Source organism: Sabulicella rubraurantiaca, from assembly GCF_017355885.1.
GTDB classification, from domain to species: Bacteria; Pseudomonadota; Alphaproteobacteria; order Acetobacterales; family Acetobacteraceae; genus Roseococcus; species Roseococcus rubraurantiacus.
This window is the reverse complement of record NZ_JAFEUU010000002.1, coordinates 1-14,665: the sequence shown is the minus strand read 5'-3', so window position 1 is coordinate 14,665 and position 14,665 is coordinate 1. Positions and strand designations below refer to the sequence as shown.

The 14,665-nt window shown below is 70.5% G+C and carries 15 protein-coding genes; 11 read left to right on the top strand and 4 right to left on the bottom strand.

Translation table 11 applies throughout. The features are described from left to right. Window positions 1-9: 9 nt before the first annotated feature. Entirely contained in the window at window positions 10-1,077 is a 1,068-nt protein-coding gene (locus tag JTJ31_RS04045; RefSeq protein WP_207537342.1) for a S1C family serine protease, read from the bottom strand. Window positions 1,078-1,156: 79 nt separating this feature from the next. Between JTJ31_RS04045 and JTJ31_RS04040 the strand changes: the two genes are divergently transcribed. Continuing rightward, window positions 1,157-3,490 carry a heavy metal translocating P-type ATPase gene (locus tag JTJ31_RS04040; RefSeq protein WP_207537341.1) on the top strand — a complete coding sequence of 778 codons (2,334 nt, stop codon included), beginning with the start codon at window positions 1,157-1,159 and terminating at the stop codon, window positions 3,488-3,490. Next, window positions 3,487-3,906, top strand: coding sequence for a MerR family transcriptional regulator (locus JTJ31_RS04035; RefSeq protein ID WP_207537340.1), 420 nt, complete (start codon window positions 3,487-3,489; stop codon window positions 3,904-3,906). Before JTJ31_RS04040 ends, JTJ31_RS04035 begins: the two co-directional genes overlap by 4 nt. A 96-nt stretch (window positions 3,907-4,002) precedes the next feature. Here JTJ31_RS04035 and JTJ31_RS04030 read toward each other — a convergent pair whose 3' ends face one another. The 3 genes from JTJ31_RS04030 to JTJ31_RS04020 form a co-directional block, all read right to left on the bottom strand. Next, window positions 4,003-4,800, bottom strand: coding sequence for a Bax inhibitor-1/YccA family protein (locus JTJ31_RS04030; protein ID WP_207537339.1), 798 nt, complete (start codon window positions 4,798-4,800; stop codon window positions 4,003-4,005). A gap of 100 nt (window positions 4,801-4,900) precedes the next feature. Next, the gene (locus tag JTJ31_RS04025; protein WP_207537338.1) at window positions 4,901-7,393 is read right to left on the bottom strand and encodes an ABC transporter permease; all 2,493 of its coding nucleotides are present in this window, start codon (window positions 7,391-7,393) and stop codon (window positions 4,901-4,903) included. Next, window positions 7,390-8,100: an ABC transporter ATP-binding protein gene (locus JTJ31_RS04020; RefSeq protein WP_207537337.1), complete on the bottom strand. Its 711-nt coding sequence runs from the start codon at window positions 8,098-8,100 to the stop codon at window positions 7,390-7,392. The genes JTJ31_RS04025 and JTJ31_RS04020 overlap by 4 nt, the downstream gene beginning before the upstream one ends. 100 nt (window positions 8,101-8,200) lie before the next feature. Here JTJ31_RS04020 and JTJ31_RS04015 point away from each other — a divergent pair, with 100 nt between their 5' ends. The 9 genes from JTJ31_RS04015 to JTJ31_RS03975 all read left to right on the top strand — a co-directional run bounded on the left by JTJ31_RS04015 (window position 8,201) and on the right by JTJ31_RS03975 (window position 14,488). After that, window positions 8,201-8,767 carry an arylesterase gene (locus tag JTJ31_RS04015; RefSeq protein ID WP_328805662.1) on the top strand — a complete coding sequence of 189 codons (567 nt, stop codon included), beginning with the start codon at window positions 8,201-8,203 and terminating at the stop codon, window positions 8,765-8,767. A 30-nt stretch (window positions 8,768-8,797) separates the two neighbouring features. Next, the gene (gene thpR, locus JTJ31_RS04010) at window positions 8,798-9,334 is read left to right on the top strand and encodes an RNA 2',3'-cyclic phosphodiesterase (RefSeq protein ID WP_207537335.1); all 537 of its coding nucleotides are present in this window, start codon (window positions 8,798-8,800) and stop codon (window positions 9,332-9,334) included. A 24-nt stretch (window positions 9,335-9,358) separates the two neighbouring features. Continuing rightward, on the top strand, window positions 9,359-9,721 hold the full coding sequence (locus tag JTJ31_RS04005; RefSeq protein WP_207537334.1) for a DUF2946 family protein: 363 nt from the start codon (window positions 9,359-9,361) through the stop codon (window positions 9,719-9,721). Between the two features lie 66 nt (window positions 9,722-9,787). Then, window positions 9,788-11,824: a TonB-dependent receptor family protein gene (locus tag JTJ31_RS04000; protein ID WP_207537333.1), complete on the top strand. Its 2,037-nt coding sequence runs from the start codon at window positions 9,788-9,790 to the stop codon at window positions 11,822-11,824. A 13-nt stretch (window positions 11,825-11,837) separates the two neighbouring features. Beyond that, window positions 11,838-12,317, top strand: a complete 480-nt coding sequence (locus JTJ31_RS03995) for a YcnI family copper-binding membrane protein (RefSeq protein WP_207537332.1) — start codon at window positions 11,838-11,840, stop codon at window positions 12,315-12,317. Continuing rightward, window positions 12,317-12,637, top strand: coding sequence for a hypothetical protein (locus tag JTJ31_RS03990; protein WP_207537331.1), 321 nt, complete (start codon window positions 12,317-12,319; stop codon window positions 12,635-12,637). Before JTJ31_RS03995 ends, JTJ31_RS03990 begins: the two co-directional genes overlap by 1 nt. Beyond that, window positions 12,637-13,086, top strand: coding sequence for a copper chaperone PCu(A)C (locus JTJ31_RS03985; RefSeq protein WP_207537330.1), 450 nt, complete (start codon window positions 12,637-12,639; stop codon window positions 13,084-13,086). The genes JTJ31_RS03990 and JTJ31_RS03985 overlap by 1 nt, the downstream gene beginning before the upstream one ends. Next, window positions 13,083-13,772, top strand: coding sequence for an NAD-dependent deacylase (locus JTJ31_RS03980; protein ID WP_207537329.1), 690 nt, complete (start codon window positions 13,083-13,085; stop codon window positions 13,770-13,772). The genes JTJ31_RS03985 and JTJ31_RS03980 overlap by 4 nt, the downstream gene beginning before the upstream one ends. Then, on the top strand, window positions 13,769-14,488 hold the full coding sequence (locus JTJ31_RS03975) for a trypsin-like serine peptidase (protein ID WP_207537328.1): 720 nt from the start codon (window positions 13,769-13,771) through the stop codon (window positions 14,486-14,488). Before JTJ31_RS03980 ends, JTJ31_RS03975 begins: the two co-directional genes overlap by 4 nt. The last annotated feature ends 177 nt before the right edge of the window (window positions 14,489-14,665 follow it).

Here is a 14,665-nt window from a genome sequence, read left to right as displayed (position 1 = left end):
GGGAGGGGCCTACCTTTCGCAGCGGATGAACAGGGTGGAGCGATGGGCGATTTCCCCCACATCGGCGGTGGAGCGATCGGGCCCGGAGCTGTCGGCCATGCGCGGCTCCACCCCGGCGCGGCGCAGGAAGTCGCGGGCCGTGTTGCCCTGCACCGCGAAGTTCACGTTCTGCGCGATGTCGCCGGTGCGGCGGCTCACCGCCTGGGCGTTCAGCTTGCTGACCACCACGCCGACCAGATTGCCCTGCATGTCCACCAGGGGGCCGCCACTATTGCCCGGCTGGACCTCGGCGCTGATCTGGTACTGGTTCGGGTTGTCGCCCAGGCCGCGCAGCCCGTTCACCTCGCCGCGCGTCAGCTTCGGGTCGCTCGAGAGCAGCCCCGCCAGCGGGAAGCCATAGGCCACGACGCCCTCGCCGCGCCTCACCGCGGGGCCTGACCGGAAGGCGAGGGCCGGCCCCGTCAGCCCGGGCACGTTCAGCAGCGCCAGGTCCAGCGCGGCGTCACTGCGCGCGGGGGGCGTGGCGGCGAGCCAATGGCCGGTCGGCGTGCGCAGCAGGACGCGGTTGCAGTTGTCGACGACGTGATGATTGGTCAGCACCCGCGCATCGGCGACCAGGAAGCCGGTCCCGCTCGACACCTGCCGTGCCTGCTGGTTCGGCTGGGCTAGCGGCACGTCACGGTTCGCCGGGCCGGCGGCGCGCACGGCTGCCGGGGCCGTCCGGGGCGGGGCCGTGGGACGGGAGGTGGTGGCGAAGTCGAGGTTGCGGTTGGCGCAGATATCCTGGTCCGCCAGTACGGCCTCGCGGCCATCGTTCAGGACAAGGCGCAGGTCGAAGCGGCACCCGGCGCCCGCGGCCGGATTGACGCGGAAGCCCTGCCCCTCGCCCAGGGGTCGGTCGGGCCGGAGCAGATTGCCGCCCCAGTCGCCCTGCGCCCCGCGCGGCGAGCGGACGGCATAAAGCTGGGTGGCGTCGGCCCCGGCGCGGTTCACGACGCGGAAGCCCTGCGCGTCCTGGGCAGGCGCGGGGGCGGCGAAGGCGAGGGAGAGAAGAAGCGGGATCGCGATGCGGCGCATGCCACCCATCTGTCTCCCGCCGGGCTCGGTGTCCAGGCGGCTTGACCGTCGCGCCGCCAGAATCCCCACATGCCTCCCCATGAGCATGACCATTCCCGTCTCCGGCATGACCTGCGCCAGCTGCGCCACGCGTGTCGAGAAGGCGCTCTCGCGCCTGCCGGGCGTCGCCTCGGCCCGCGTCAACCTCGCGGAGGACCGCGTGGCCCTGGAAGGCGCGGCCCCGCTGGAGGAGATTGCCCGTGTCCTGTCCCGCGCCGGCTACGGGCTGCGCGAGGAGGCCTGGGACTGGAGCATCGAGGGGATGAGCTGCGCCACCTGCGCTGCGAGGGTGGAGAAGGCGCTGTCGGCGGTGCCGGGGGTGCTGGAGGCGCGCGCCAACCTCGCCGGGAACCGCGCGGTGATGCGGGTCGTGGCGGGCACCGACCCGGCCGTGGCCGAGGCCGCCTTGCGCCGCGCCGGCTATGCGCGGGCCAGCGAGGAGGCTGGTCCGGCCCGGCGCTTCGGGCGCGCGGAATGGGAGCTGCTGGCGGCGGCGCTTCTCGCCGCGCCCTTCCTGTGGGGCATGGTGGGAATGGCCTTTGGGCGCGACTGGATGCCCGGCGGCTGGTGGCAGCTGGCCCTGGCGGCGCCGCTGCAATTCGGCTTCGGGTTCCGCTTCTACCGCGGCGCCTGGGCGGCGTTGCGCTCGGGCACCGGCAACATGGATCTGTTGGTCGCGCTCGGCACCAGCGCCGCCTTCTTCCTTTCGCTCTGGTTCCTGCTGGTGGAGCCGCACGCGCACCACCTTTATTTCGAGGCGGCGGCGGTGGTGATCTTCTTCGTCCTGCTGGGCAAGTGGCTGGAAGGGCGGGCCAAGGCGGCGACCGGCGCCGCGATCCGTGCCCTGCTGGAGCTCCGCCCACGCACCGCGCTGCGCCTCGACGCGGAGGGACGCGAAGAGGAGATTCCCGCGCCGTTGCTGCGCGTGGGCGACCGCGCGGCCATCCGCCCCGGCGGCCGCATCCCCGCCGACGGGACGGTGGAGGAGGGCGAGGCCGGCGTGGATGAAAGCGCCCTGTCCGGAGAAAGCCGCCCCGTCCACAAGGAGCCGGGCACCAGTCTCTCCGCCGGCACCACCGTGCTGGACGGGCGCCTCGTCATGCGGGTGACGGCCGTGGGGGAGGAAACCACGCTGTCCCGCGTCGCCGCCATGGTGTCCGCCGCGCAGGCCAGCCGGGCGCCGGTGCAGAAGCTGGTGGATCGCGTCTCGGCGGTGTTCGTTCCCTGCGTCGTGCTCCTGGCGGCGCTGACCCTGCTGGGTTGGAAGCTGGCGGGGGCGGATTGGGGCGAGGCGATCCTACCGGCCGTTGCGGTGCTGGTGGTGGCTTGTCCCTGCGCGCTGGGCCTCGCCACGCCGGCCGCGATCATGGCCGGGACAGGCGCGGCGGCGCGGGCGGGCATCCTTCTCCGCGATGCCGAGACGATTGAGCGCGGCGCCCATATCGACTTGGTCGCCTTCGACAAGACCGGGACGCTGACCGAAGGGCGGCCGCGCCTCGCCGCCATCCACTCGGCGGAGGAGGGGGCACTGGCCCTTGCCGCCGCGTTGCAGGCGGGCAGCGAGCATCCCCTGGCGCGCGCCGTGCTGGCTGCATCCCCTGGGACGCCCCCTGCCGTGCAGGATTTCCGCGCCCTGCCGGGGCGGGGCGTGCGCGGAACGGTCGGAGGGCGCGCGCTTCTGCTCGGCTCGGCCCGGGCGCTGCGGGAATCCGGCCTCCCCGATCCCTTCGCTGCCGAGGCGGCGCGGGAGGCGGCGCAGGGCCGAACCCTGTCCTGGCTGCTGGAGGAGGGGAAAGGCGTCATCGCCTTGTTGGCCTTCGAGGATGCCGAGAAGCCCGGCGCGGCTCCGGCCATCGCGGCGCTGCGCGCGCGTGGCCTGCGAGTGGCAGTGCTGACCGGTGACAGCGAAGCGGCGGCACGCGGTCTCGCTGAACGGCTGGGCCTGACCGACATCGCCGCGGCTCTCTTACCGGAGGGTAAACTCGAGCGGATCGCCCAATGGCAGCGTCAAGGATTGAAGGTTGCCATGGTGGGAGACGGTGTGAATGACGCCCCATCGCTGGCGAAGGCAGACCTCGGTATTGCGATGGGAACAGGAACGGAAGCCGCGATTGCCGCCGCGCCGGTGACACTACTTCGTGGCGATCCTTCCCTCGTATCGGAATCTTTGGCGGTGGCCCGCCGGACCTACCAAAAAATTAAAGGTAATTTGCTGTTCGCCTTCGTTTACAATGCAGCAGCTTTGCCGCTTGCGGCGTTTGGGATGCTGAACCCGGCCGTCGCCGGGTCTGTGATGGCAATGTCCTCGGTTTCCGTCCTTGCCAACGCCTTGGTGTTGGCGCGGTGGCGACCGGCAGAGGAGACACCGCGATGAACATCGGCGAGGCCGCCGCGCAGAGCGGCGTGAGCGCGAAGATGATCCGCCACTACGAGACGCTCGGCCTGGTGAAGCCTGTGCGCCGGGCGAACAACTACCGCTCCTACACGCCCCAGAACGTCGCCGTGCTGCGGTTCATCCGCCATGCGCGCGACCTTGCCTTCCCGCTGGCGGAGGTGAAGCAGCTCCTGGCGCTGTGGCAGGATGAGGGTCGCGACAGCGCCGAGGTGCGCCGGATCGCCCTGTCCCACGTGGAAGCGCTGGAGGAGAAGGCCCGCTCGATGCAGGCCGTCGCGGCGTCGCTGCGTCACCTCGCGGACCACGCGGCCGGGGATGGGCGCCCGGAATGCCCGATCCTCGACAACATGGAGGGTGGGCGCGACGACCGGAGGATGGCCGAAGCGGGCGACTGAGCCGCTTCGAGGTTCTGGACATGAAGGTTCTGGACATGAAAATGCCCGGCGGGTTCCCCGCCGGGCTTTTTTGCGTCGGACTTGCCGACCGCCAACTCACTCCTGGTTGCGGCCGCCCATGAAGCTCAGCAGCAGCTGGAACAGGTTGATGAAGTTCAGGTAGAGGCCCAGCGCATCCATCACCGAGCGCTTGGCGGCGATGTCCGTGCCCTCGGCATAGCTGTACTCGATGTAGTCGTTCTTGATGCGCTGCGTGTCGAAGGCCGTCAGGCCGCAGAACACCACCACGCCGATTACCGAGATGGCGAAGGCCAGGGCCGGCGAGCCCAGGAAGATGTTCACCACAGAAGCCAGGATGATGCCGATCAGGCCCATGAGCATGATCGAGCCCATCTTCGACAGGTCGCGGCCCGTCGTGTAGCCGATGAGGCTCATCGAGGCGAACATCGCGGCCGTGATGAAGAAGGTGCTGGCGATCGAGGTCTTCGTGTAGACCACGAAGATGTTCGCCATACTGGCGCCCATCACCGCGCAGAAGGTCCAGAACAGGGCCTGGACTGTCGTGCGGCTCATGCGGTTGATGCCGAAGCTTAGCACCAGCACGAAGACGAGCGGCGCGAAGATGGCGGCATAGCCCAGCAGCGTGGGCGCCGTGGCGAGGCCACGCGGTGTCCGGACCACGCTGTAGAACAGCTCCGAAAGGCCGGTATGCGCGATCAGGTAGGCGACGATGCCCGTCAGGAGCAGGCCCGAGGCCATCCAGTTGTAAACGCGCAGCATGTAGGCGCGCAGCCCGGCGTCAATGGTCGCCGCGTCAACGGCGGCGCCACGGCCCCATCCTTGCTGCGTCGCCCCGAGCGGGTTGGACCACCGCGATTCGGGTTGAAAGGCCATGGGTGTTGGATCCTCCAAAGGAAGAAGAGCGGGCGGATGCCCGCGGAGCTACAATATGGAACGTCTGTAATCCGAATCAACCATCTAATTCGGTTCGACCTCACTCATTCCTGAGCATCGGCGCCGGCCGGACACGCAGGGCGAGAGCTGTCCCGGCGTAGCCAAAGGCCAGGACGAGCGTGACGCATCCCGCCACGGTCGCCACCAATGTTCCCGGCAGGAAGATGAAGGGCTGGCCCATGATGCCGCGTACCACGCCCCAGGCCGCCGCCGTCCCTGCCGCAGCCGCCAGTGCCCCGGCAAACAGGCCCAGCACGCCAAACTCCACGAGGAAGGCGCTTCGGATCTGGCCGCGCGCCGCACCCAGCACCTTCAGCACGATGGCTTCTCGGACGCGCCGCGCCTGCCCAGCGGCCACCGCGCCCGCCAGCACCAGCGCCCCGGCCAGCAACGTGACGGAACCGGTGGCGGTCAGGGCGGTGCCGATGCGCTCCAGCAACTCTCCGACCTTCTCCAGAGCCTCGCGGACGCGGATGCCGGAGACGTTGGGCAGCGCGTCCGTGACCCGGCGCAGCAGCGCGGAATCCTGGGACGGGTCACCCCTCACCGTGGCGATGTGAGTGTGCGGTGCCGCCGAGAGCAGGCCGGGCGAGGCGATCAGGGTGAAGTTCATCGCCAGCGACCGCCACCGCACCTCGCGCAGATTGGCGATCGTCATGTCGATGTCGCGGCCCAGCACATTGAGGGTCAAGGTATCGCCGATCCCGACCCCCCAGCCACGCGCGAGATTCGCGTCGAAGGAAACGAGGACGGGGCCGCGGTAATTCGCATCCCACCACTGCCCGGCCACGACGCTCGTCCCCTCAGGCGGTGTGGCGCTGTAGGTCAGGCCTCGGTCGCCGCGCAGCGCCCAGGCGGTTTCCGGCGTGGTGCGCCATTCCTCTGCCGGGACGCCCTTCACCGCGGTGACGCGGGCGCGCAGCGAGGGGACGCGACGCACCTCCTCCACCCCCGGCACGGAACGGGCGAGGGCGTCGAAATTCTCCACTTGGTCGGGCTGAATATCGATGAAGAAGAAGTTCGGCGCCCGCTCCGGCATCTCCTGGCCGAGAGCGTTGCGCAGATTGCCCTCGATCTGCGCGATGGCGGCGAGGGTAGTGAGGCCGAGGCCGAGTGCCACCAGCATCACCGGCGTGCTTGCCCCCGGGCGGTGAAGATTGGCGAGGCCCATGCGCCATTCGGGGCGGCGCAGACCGCGGATGCGCCGCGCCCCCGCCATCAGCAGCGTGGCCCCCAGGCGGAACAGCGCCAGCGCCGCCACCGCCCCGGCGCAGAAGGCAGCGGCGAAAAAGGGCTGCTCCGCCGTCAGCACCACCAGCGCCACCAGGGCGGTGGCCGCCACGGCATTGGCGGCGACGACACCCCAGCCGGGGAAGCGCGTGGAATCCGCCACCGCATCACGGAACAACGCGGCGCCGGGGATGCGCCCGGCGCGCCCGAGCGGCCACAGCGCGAAGCACAGCGCGGTCAACGCGCCATACAGCGCCGCCAGCGCGAGCGGCGCCGGGTAGAGCCCGAGCCGCGGCGGGACCGGCAGCGCCCCGGCCAGGGCCTGGGCCGCCAGCCAAGTCAGCCCCCACCCAGCCGCAAGGCCGATCACGATGCCCACGGCGCCCAGCACCGCCACCTGCCACAGATAGGCGGCGAGGATGGCGCCCTGCGGCGCCCCCAGGCAGCGCAGCGTGGCGATGGTGCGCGACCGCGCAGCCAACCAGGCGCGCACTCCCGTCGCCACGCCGATGCCGCCCACCAGCAGCGCAGTCAGCCCCGCCAGCGTCAGGAAGGAGGCGGCGCGGTCCAGGAACCGGTTCACCCCCGGCTCCGCCGCTTCGGCGAGGCGGACCCGCCAGGGCGCGTTGGGGAAGGCGGCGCGAAGCTCGTCGGCGAAGCGGCGCGGCTCGGGGCCCGGCGGCAGGCGCAGCCGGTATTCGTGGTTGATGAGGCTGCCTGGCTGGATCAGCCCGGTCTCGGGCAGCAGCGACAGGGGCATCAGCGCGCGCGGGCCGAAGATAGTAGGGGTGGCGACCTTGTCCGGCTCCTCGGTGATGATGCCGCCGAAGCGCAGCGTGGCATCGCCTAGCCGAACTGCATCGCCTGGACGAAGGGCAAGGCGCTCCGCCACGGAGGGCTCGGCGAAGATCGTCTCCACCGGGCCGGGCGGGTCGAGGCCCAGTTCGCCCACCAGCGGATAGGCGCCATCCACTGCCTTCAGTTCGACGAGCATGCGCTCGCCCTCGGGCGCGACCAGCATGGCGCGCAGCAGGCGCACCTCGGAGAGGACGGCGCCGCGCCCCCGCGCCCAATCCAGCACGGCGGGGTCCACCGGCTGGTAGCCGGCGCGGATCTCCAGATCACCACCCAGGATCCGGGCGCCATCCGCCCGCAACCCGGCCTCGACCCCCGCGCGAAGCGTGCCGACCGCCGCGATGGCCGCGACGCCCAGGGCGAGGCAGGCCAGGACCAGCCGCAGCCCCCGCACGCCGCCGCGCAGCTCCCGCCGCGCGAGGCGCCACCCCAGCAGCGCGTTCGTCATTCCGCCGCCACCTTCACGGCAGCGGAATCGGCGGCGATGCGCCCATCCTCGATGCGAAGCTGCCTGGGGCAGCGTGCCGCCAGCGCCGGGTCATGGGTGATCAGGACCAGCGTTGTGCCGTGCCGCTCGCGCAGGCCGAAGAGCAAATCCATCACCTGCGTCCCGGTGGCGCGGTCCAGATTGCCGGTCGGCTCGTCAGCGAGAAGGAGGCTCGGTGCCGCCACGAAGGCGCGGGCCACGGCGACGCGCTGCTGCTCGCCGCCCGAAAGCTGGCCGGGGTAGTGCCCGAGCCGGCGGCCAAGCCCGACGAGGCGCAGCGCCTCCTCTGCCCGGGCGAAGGCATCATTCCGTCCGGCGAACTCCAGCGGGATGGCCACGTTCTCCAGCGCCGTCATGGTCGGGATCAGGTGGAAGGCCTGGAAGACGATGCCGACCTGGTCGCGCCGGAAGCGGGCCAGCGCCTCCTCGTCCATCGCCGAGAGGTCCTGCCCCGCGACGCGCAGCGAGCCACCGGTGGCTCGCTCCAGCCCCGCCAACAGCATGAGCAGCGACGTCTTGCCCGAGCCGCTGGGGCCGACGATCCCCACCGCCTCGCCGCGATCCACGCGCAGCGAGACGCCCTTGAGGATGTTGACCCGCTGTGCGGCCGCCCCCACCTCGAAGGAAAGGTCGCGCGCTGCGATCAGCGGGGTGTCTGGATTGTCCATGGGACGTTCATATGGTCGGCGCGCTGCGCTGCGAAAGACTGGAATCCTGGCCGGAATGGGAATGATGGGTGCGCCGGCCTTGGCGCAAGGGGGCGGGCAGATGACCTTGCTCGCCCTGGGCGACAGCCTGACGGCCGGCTACGGCCTGCCGCAGGGCCAGGGCTTCGTGCCCCGGCTGGAAGCGGCGCTGCGCCAGCGGGGCCGCAACGTGCGGGTCGTCAATGGCGGCGTGTCGGGGGACACCATGGCTGGCGGCGCCTCGCGCCTCGACTGGCTCCTGGCCGAGAATCCGCGCGCGGCGATCGTGGCGCTGGGCGCGAATGATGGGCTGCGCGGCCTGCCGGTGCCTCGCATGGCGGCTGCGCTCGACACCATCCTGGACCGGCTGGAGGCGCGGCGCATCCCGGTGCTGCTCGCCGGCATGTATGCCCCGCCCAACCTCGGCGCCGAGTATGGGCGCGAATTCCAGGCGGTCTTCGCCCGTGCGGCGGAACGGCGGAACGTGATCTTCATGCCCTTCTTCCTGGAGGGCGTGGCCGGCGAGCGCGCCCTGAACCAGGCCGACGGCATCCACCCCAATGCCCAGGGCGTTGACCGCATGGTCCGGACGATTCTGCCGCAGGTTGAGGAACTTCTGGACCGTGCCGCCACGCCGCCCGCAGGATAGGGCAGGGGAATCGGGAAGGGGGTCTCGGTCATGCGTCTCTTTGTCGCCTTGGACCTCCCGGAAGACGTGAGGGACGGGCTTGCGGGGCTTGCTGGCGGCCTGCCGGGGATGCGCTGGGTTCCACCGGCCAATTACCACCTGACGCTGCGCTTCATCGGCGAGACCCCGGCGCACCGGGCCGAAGAGGTGGATGAGGCCCTGGCCGCGATCCGAGCCAAGCCCTTCGAGCTTCGCTTGGCGGGACTGGGCACCTTCGAGAAGGCGGGGCGGGTCCATTCCCTGCACGTCACGGCGGAGCGGACGCCGGGGCTTTCGCACCTCCAGTCCAAGATCGAGACGGCCCTGCAACGCGCCGGCTTCCCGGCCGAGAAGCGCCGCTTCGCGCCGCATGTCACGCTGGGTCGCGCGGAAGCGGTTCCGGTGCCGAAGCTGGTCGATTTCCTCCAGACCCACAGCCTGTTCCGCTGCGAGCCGGTGACGGTGGAGCACTTCACCCTCTTCTCCTCGCAGCTGGGCAAGGAGCAGGCGGTCTACACGCCGGAGGCGGACTACCCCCTGGCCGCCTGAGGACCCATCCGGTAAGGCGGGTTCGTGGCCCGCCTCCGCAAGCCTCTGCTGCGCCTGCTCGCCGCCCTGCTGTTCCTTCAGTCGGGTGTCGCGATGGCGCATTGCCTGCGCTCGATGGCGGGCGATCCGGCGCTTCTGGTCGAGATCTGCACGGCCGAGGGCATGCGGATGCTCGACCTCGGCGATCATGACGAGGCGAAGACCGGGTCCGGGATCTGCGCGGTCTGCGCCGACCTGCCTGCCGTCTCGCTGCCGGCGCCGCCCTCTGTCTGGCGGCCCGTCCTCTACGTCGCGCCGCGTTTCGAGCCGATCTCCTCCTTCGCAGCGCCCATCGCGCGCGCCCGCGCGCCCCCGCTCGGCTCCCGCGCCCCACCCGCCATCACCTGAACGCCGAAGCCGGCCTGCGTCCTCGTGCGCGGGCCGAACTGCGCTCATGTTGATGGACCCTGAAGCTTGCCAACCCTGCGCGCGGCCCTGCCGCTGCTCTTCCTGGCGGTGCCTGCGGCCGCCCAGTACCAGCTGCCCGAAACCATCGTCACCGGCATCGCGCCGCGCCTGACCGTCCCGACGAACGAGGAAGCGGAGATCCGCCTCCGCCTCTCGCCCGGCGCCAACACGGTGGTGCCCGCCTCCGAGTTCCTGGAACGGCCGGGGACGACCACGCTGCGCGACATGACCGAATGGGTGCCCGGGGTCTTCGCGCAGCCGAAATGGGGCGAGGATTCGCGGCTCTCCATCCGAGGCTCCGGCCTCGCGCGGAACTTCCACCTGCGCGGCGTGCGGCTCTACCAGGACGGCGTGCCGGTAAACCAGGCCGACGGCTCCGGTGATTTCGCGGAGCTGGACCCGCTTGTCTTCCAGCGCGTCGAGGTGCTGCGCGGCGGCAACGCCTTCGCTCTGGGCGCCAACACCCTGGGCGGCGCCATCAACTTCGTGACGCCGACGGGCCGCGACCTGCCGGGCGGCCTCCTGCGCTTCGAGGGCGGCTCCTTCGGGATGCTGCGCGGGCAAATCGCCTATGGAGCCTCTTCAGGGCCGGTCGATGGCTGGGTCAGCGGAACGATGCGGCGGGAGGACGGGTTCCGCCAGCACTCGAAGTCCGATAGCGGCCGGATGAACGCGAATGCCGCCTATCGCTGGTCCGACAATGCGGAGACGCGGATCTTCCTCGCCTACAACGCCATCGCGCAGCAGATCCCCGGCACCGTCACCCGTTCCGAGGCCCTGCAAACGCCGCGGCGCGCCAACGCCACCAACCTCGCCCTCAACTACCAGCGCAACATCGAGAGCTATCGCCTCGGCACGCGCACGGCGGTGCGGGTGGCGCCCGGCACGGTGCTGGAGTTCGGCGGATCCTGGGTGACGCGGCAGCTCGACCATCCGATCTTTCAGTACGTCGACAACCGGACCAACGACTTCAACGCTTTCGGTCGCATCACCTGGGACGGGACGTTGGGCGCGTTCCGGAACCGTCTGGTCGCAGGGGTGAATTTCGCCGCCGGGACCAACGACAACCGGCGCTTCGTGAACCTCGCGGGGTTGCGGGGTGCACAGACTTTCTCTGCCCGCGACAGGGCCCAGACGCTGGACGCCTATGCCGAGAACAGCCTCTACATCCTGCCGCACCTTGCGCTCGTCGCCGGGGTCTCCGGTGGGCAGGCGGTGCGGCAATCGGACAACCGGCTGAACCCGGCCCTTGGCGGCTCACTGCGAACCAGTTTCATCAATCCGCGCGCCGGGCTGCTGTGGCAGGCAACGGACACGCTGCAGCTCTTCGGCAACGTGACATGGTCCACCGAGCCGCCGACCTTGTCGGACCTCGTCGCCCTGGTTCCGCTCGGCGGCTTCGCCCTGGTGAAGGACCAGCGCGCTACGACGCTGGAGGTGGGCGCGCGGGGCATCGCCGGTCCCCTCGACTTCGAGGCGACGCTCTACCGCGCCTGGATCCGCAAGGAGATCCAGCTCTTCCAGGGCCCCACCCAAGGCTCCTCCTTCGCGCAGAACGCGGACCGGACCATCCATCAGGGCGTCGAACTGGCCGGACGCTGGACCGCGGCGCGGAACGTGGCGGTGGAGGGCGACGCGGTCTCGCTGCGGGCCGCCTATGCCTTCAGCGATTTCCGATTCGACGGCGACCGGAGCTTCGGCGACAACCAGCTTCCCGGCGCGCCGCGGCACCTGCTGCGGGCCGAACTTCGCTACCGCCATGGCTCCGGCGCCTGGATCGCGCCGAACCTGGAATACGTGCCTGAGGGATTCTTCGTGGACAACGCGAACACCACGCGGACGAACAGCTATGCGCTGATCGGCCTGCGCGCTGGGGCGGATTTCCTCGATGGCCGGCTTTCCGCCTTCCTCGAGGCGCGCAACCTCGCCGACCGCCGCTACATTTCCAGCGCCTCGGTCACAACCCGCGCGACGGGCAACCCCGCACTTTATGAACCCGGGACGGGCCGTGCGGCCTATGCTGGCGTTCGGCTGCGCTTCTGAAGGAATCCCTGCCATGAGGATCCTCACCGCCCTGCTCGGCTTCGCCGCGCTGCCTGCCGCGGCCCATGTCACGGTCCAGCCGCCCGAAGTGCCCGCCCAGTCCTATGCGCGCATCGCCTTCGCGGTTCCGCATGGCTGCGCCGGCCAGCCCACCACCGCCATCGAGGTCACGCTTCCGGAGGACGTGCCCTCCGCGCGTCCCATGCCCAAGCCGGGCTGGGAGACTGCCATTGAGACCCGCCCGCTGGCGCGACCCGTGCCGACCGCCCACGGACTGGTGCGCGAAGCGCCGGCGACGATCGCCTGGCGTGGCGGCCCTCTTTCCGATGCCTATTACGAGGAGTTCGTCATGATGATCCGCACTCCTGACCGGTCCGGCGAAGTGCTGCGCTTCGCCGTCGCCAAGATCTGCACCGGCGGTATCCGTCACGACTGGTCGGGGGAGGCCGGAAGCCGGCAGCCCGCCGCGACCTTGCGGCTGGTGCCCTGGTGATGCGCGCCCTTCTTGCCGCGTGCCTCCTGGCCGCGCCCGTCGCCTTGGCCTGCGACCCGGCGGAGATGGAAGCCGCGATGACGGAGATCTGCCGCGGCGCCACCGCCGGCGCCGCGGAGGCGATCGAGACGGCTAGGCCGCGTGCCAGCGCCGCCGAGGCGCAATCCCTGGCAGCCAGCCTCGCGCGGCTGGAACGGCTTTGCGCCGAGGGCGACCCCGTGGCGGCGGCGCGTGCCGCTGCCCTGCTGGCGCGCGACGCCGGGCGTATTGAGGCCCGTGCCGCCCGCGCCCAGAATACTGCCCAGAAGGATGAATCGTAATGACGCGTCGCTTGTTCCTTGCCCTGCTTGCCGCTGTTCCAATAGAGGGCGCCCTCGCGCAGCCTGCCGTCACGGTGGAGGAGGCCTGGACGCGCGCCGCGGGGCAGGGGGCCACCGGGGCAGGCTATATGACCCTGCGCTCCGGCGCCGGTGACCGTCTGCTCGGCGCTGCTAGCCCCCTGGCGCAGCGCGTGGAGCTTCACAACCATATCCGCGACGGCGACGTCATGCGGATGCGCCCGGTGGAGGCGGTCGAGGTCCAGCCTGGAACAGTGGTCACGCTGCGGCCCGGCGGGCTGCACCTGATGCTCTACGGCCTGGCGCGGCCGCTCTCACCAGGGGAGCAAATTCCCGTCACGCTCCGCTTCGAGCGGGCGGGGGAGATAGAGGCGCGCCTCCAGGTCCAGGCGGCCGGGGCGCGCGGTCCCGGGGGGCACGGACGGCATTGAACATCGTCGTCCTGACGGGGGCGGGGATTTCCGCTGAATCCGGCCTTGCCACCTTCCGGGACCTGGGCGGCATTTGGTCCCAGGTGAATCTGGAGGAGGTCGCAACGCCCGAGGCCTTCGCCGCCGACCCGGAGCGCGTCCAGTCCTTCTACAATGCGCGCCGCGCCCAGCTGCACGAGGTGGAGCCCAATGCCGCGCACCACGCCTTGGTGCGGCTGGAGCGGGAGTGGCGAAAGGGCTCCTTCCTGCTCGTCACGCAGAACGTGGACGACCTGCACGACCGCGCGGGCAGTCAGGCGCTGCTGCACATGCATGGCGAATTGCGGCGGGTGCGCTGTCTCGCCTGCGGGACGGATGATCGCTGGGAGGGCCCTGTCACCTCCGAGAGCGCCTGCCCAAGCTGTCGCACCCAGGGCCGGCTCAGGCCGCACGTGGTCTGGTTTGGCGAGACGCCTCTGCATATGGAGCAGATCGAGGCGGCGTTGGAAGGCTGCGATCTGTTCATCGCCATCGGCACCTCCGCTCAGGTCTGGCCCGCAGCAGGCTTCGTGCGGATGCTCCCGCGGCGCGCCTGGGGGATTGAGATCAATCCGGAGCGAAGCGCCATGGCCAGCAGCTTCGCCGAGGGGCGCCGGGGGCCGGCGACGCGGGAACTTCCGCTCCTTGTCGAGGAATTGCTGGCTTGAGGATCGCGGCAGCGGTGCTGGCTTTGCTTCTGGCCGCGCCCGCCGCTGCGCAATACCCCCCGCCGCGCAAGGACCTGCCTGGCGTCCGGGTGGACGATCCGCGCCGCCCCGTGGATGTGCGCCATGCGCCCTGGAGTGCCATCGGACGGGTGCAGACCGAGGTGGGAGGACGTTGCACCGGCACGCTGGTCGAGCCGCGGCTGGTCCTGACCGCGGCGCATTGCCTCGTCTCGCCTCGAAGTGGCCAGTTGGTCCAACCCGGCTCCGTGCATTTCCTGCAGGCCTATGAGCGCGGCCGGTACACCGCCCATGGCCGCGTCATCGGGTTTCGGACCGGTGAAGGTTATCGCCCTGATGCCAGCGGCCCACCGGATTCCGACTGGGCGCTCCTTCTCCTCGCTGAGCCGCTGACGGGGCCGGTGCTTCCCGCCTGGGCCCATGCGGTGCCGCCCGGGGTGGAGCTCGCGCTGGGCGGATACCAGCAGGATCGGCCGGAACAATTGCTGGCTGATGTGGGCTGCCGGTTCCTCGGTATGGCGAGAGGCATGATCGTCCATGATTGTGCGGGCACGCGCGGCAGCTCGGGGGCGCCCTTGCTCGCGGTGATCAGGGATGCCTGGCAGGTCGTGGGCATCGCAAACCGGGTCCGGCGGGATGTCGCGATCGGCGAGGCGGTGGGACTCCACGGCGTCAGGCGCTTCGTCGAGGGTCAATAGCTAAGCCGCTGACATTTGGATCAATGTCGCATTCCCTCATTGCATATCTTAGCCGTTTGACAGTTCTGCGTGCGAGGCCTAGATACCCCCCACGCCGCTGATGGTTCCTGAGGGTTCTGGAAGCGGGGTGGGGTTGAGGTGGTTGACGGGCGCTGATGGTGCTCTTAGATTGCTTCC

Coding starts and splice junctions, on each gene's coding strand:
- JTJ31_RS04025 (WP_207537338.1), bottom strand. CDS start 7,393: ATGACGAACGCGCTGCTGGGGTGGCGCCTCGCGCGGCGGGAGCTGCGC.
- JTJ31_RS04030 (WP_207537339.1), bottom strand. CDS start 4,800: ATGGCCTTTCAACCCGAATCGCGGTGGTCCAACCCGCTCGGGGCGACG.
- JTJ31_RS04035 (WP_207537340.1), top strand. CDS start 3,487: ATGAACATCGGCGAGGCCGCCGCGCAGAGCGGCGTGAGCGCGAAGATG.
- JTJ31_RS04045 (WP_207537342.1), bottom strand. CDS start 1,077: ATGCGCCGCATCGCGATCCCGCTTCTTCTCTCCCTCGCCTTCGCCGCC.
- thpR (WP_207537335.1), top strand. CDS start 8,798: ATGCGTCTCTTTGTCGCCTTGGACCTCCCGGAAGACGTGAGGGACGGG.
- JTJ31_RS03990 (WP_207537331.1), top strand. CDS start 12,317: ATGCGCGCCCTTCTTGCCGCGTGCCTCCTGGCCGCGCCCGTCGCCTTG.
- JTJ31_RS04040 (WP_207537341.1), top strand. CDS start 1,157: ATGAGCATGACCATTCCCGTCTCCGGCATGACCTGCGCCAGCTGCGCC.
- JTJ31_RS03985 (WP_207537330.1), top strand. CDS start 12,637: ATGACGCGTCGCTTGTTCCTTGCCCTGCTTGCCGCTGTTCCAATAGAG.
- JTJ31_RS04020 (WP_207537337.1), bottom strand. CDS start 8,100: ATGGACAATCCAGACACCCCGCTGATCGCAGCGCGCGACCTTTCCTTC.
- JTJ31_RS03995 (WP_207537332.1), top strand. CDS start 11,838: ATGAGGATCCTCACCGCCCTGCTCGGCTTCGCCGCGCTGCCTGCCGCG.
- JTJ31_RS04015 (WP_328805662.1), top strand. CDS start 8,201: ATGACCTTGCTCGCCCTGGGCGACAGCCTGACGGCCGGCTACGGCCTG.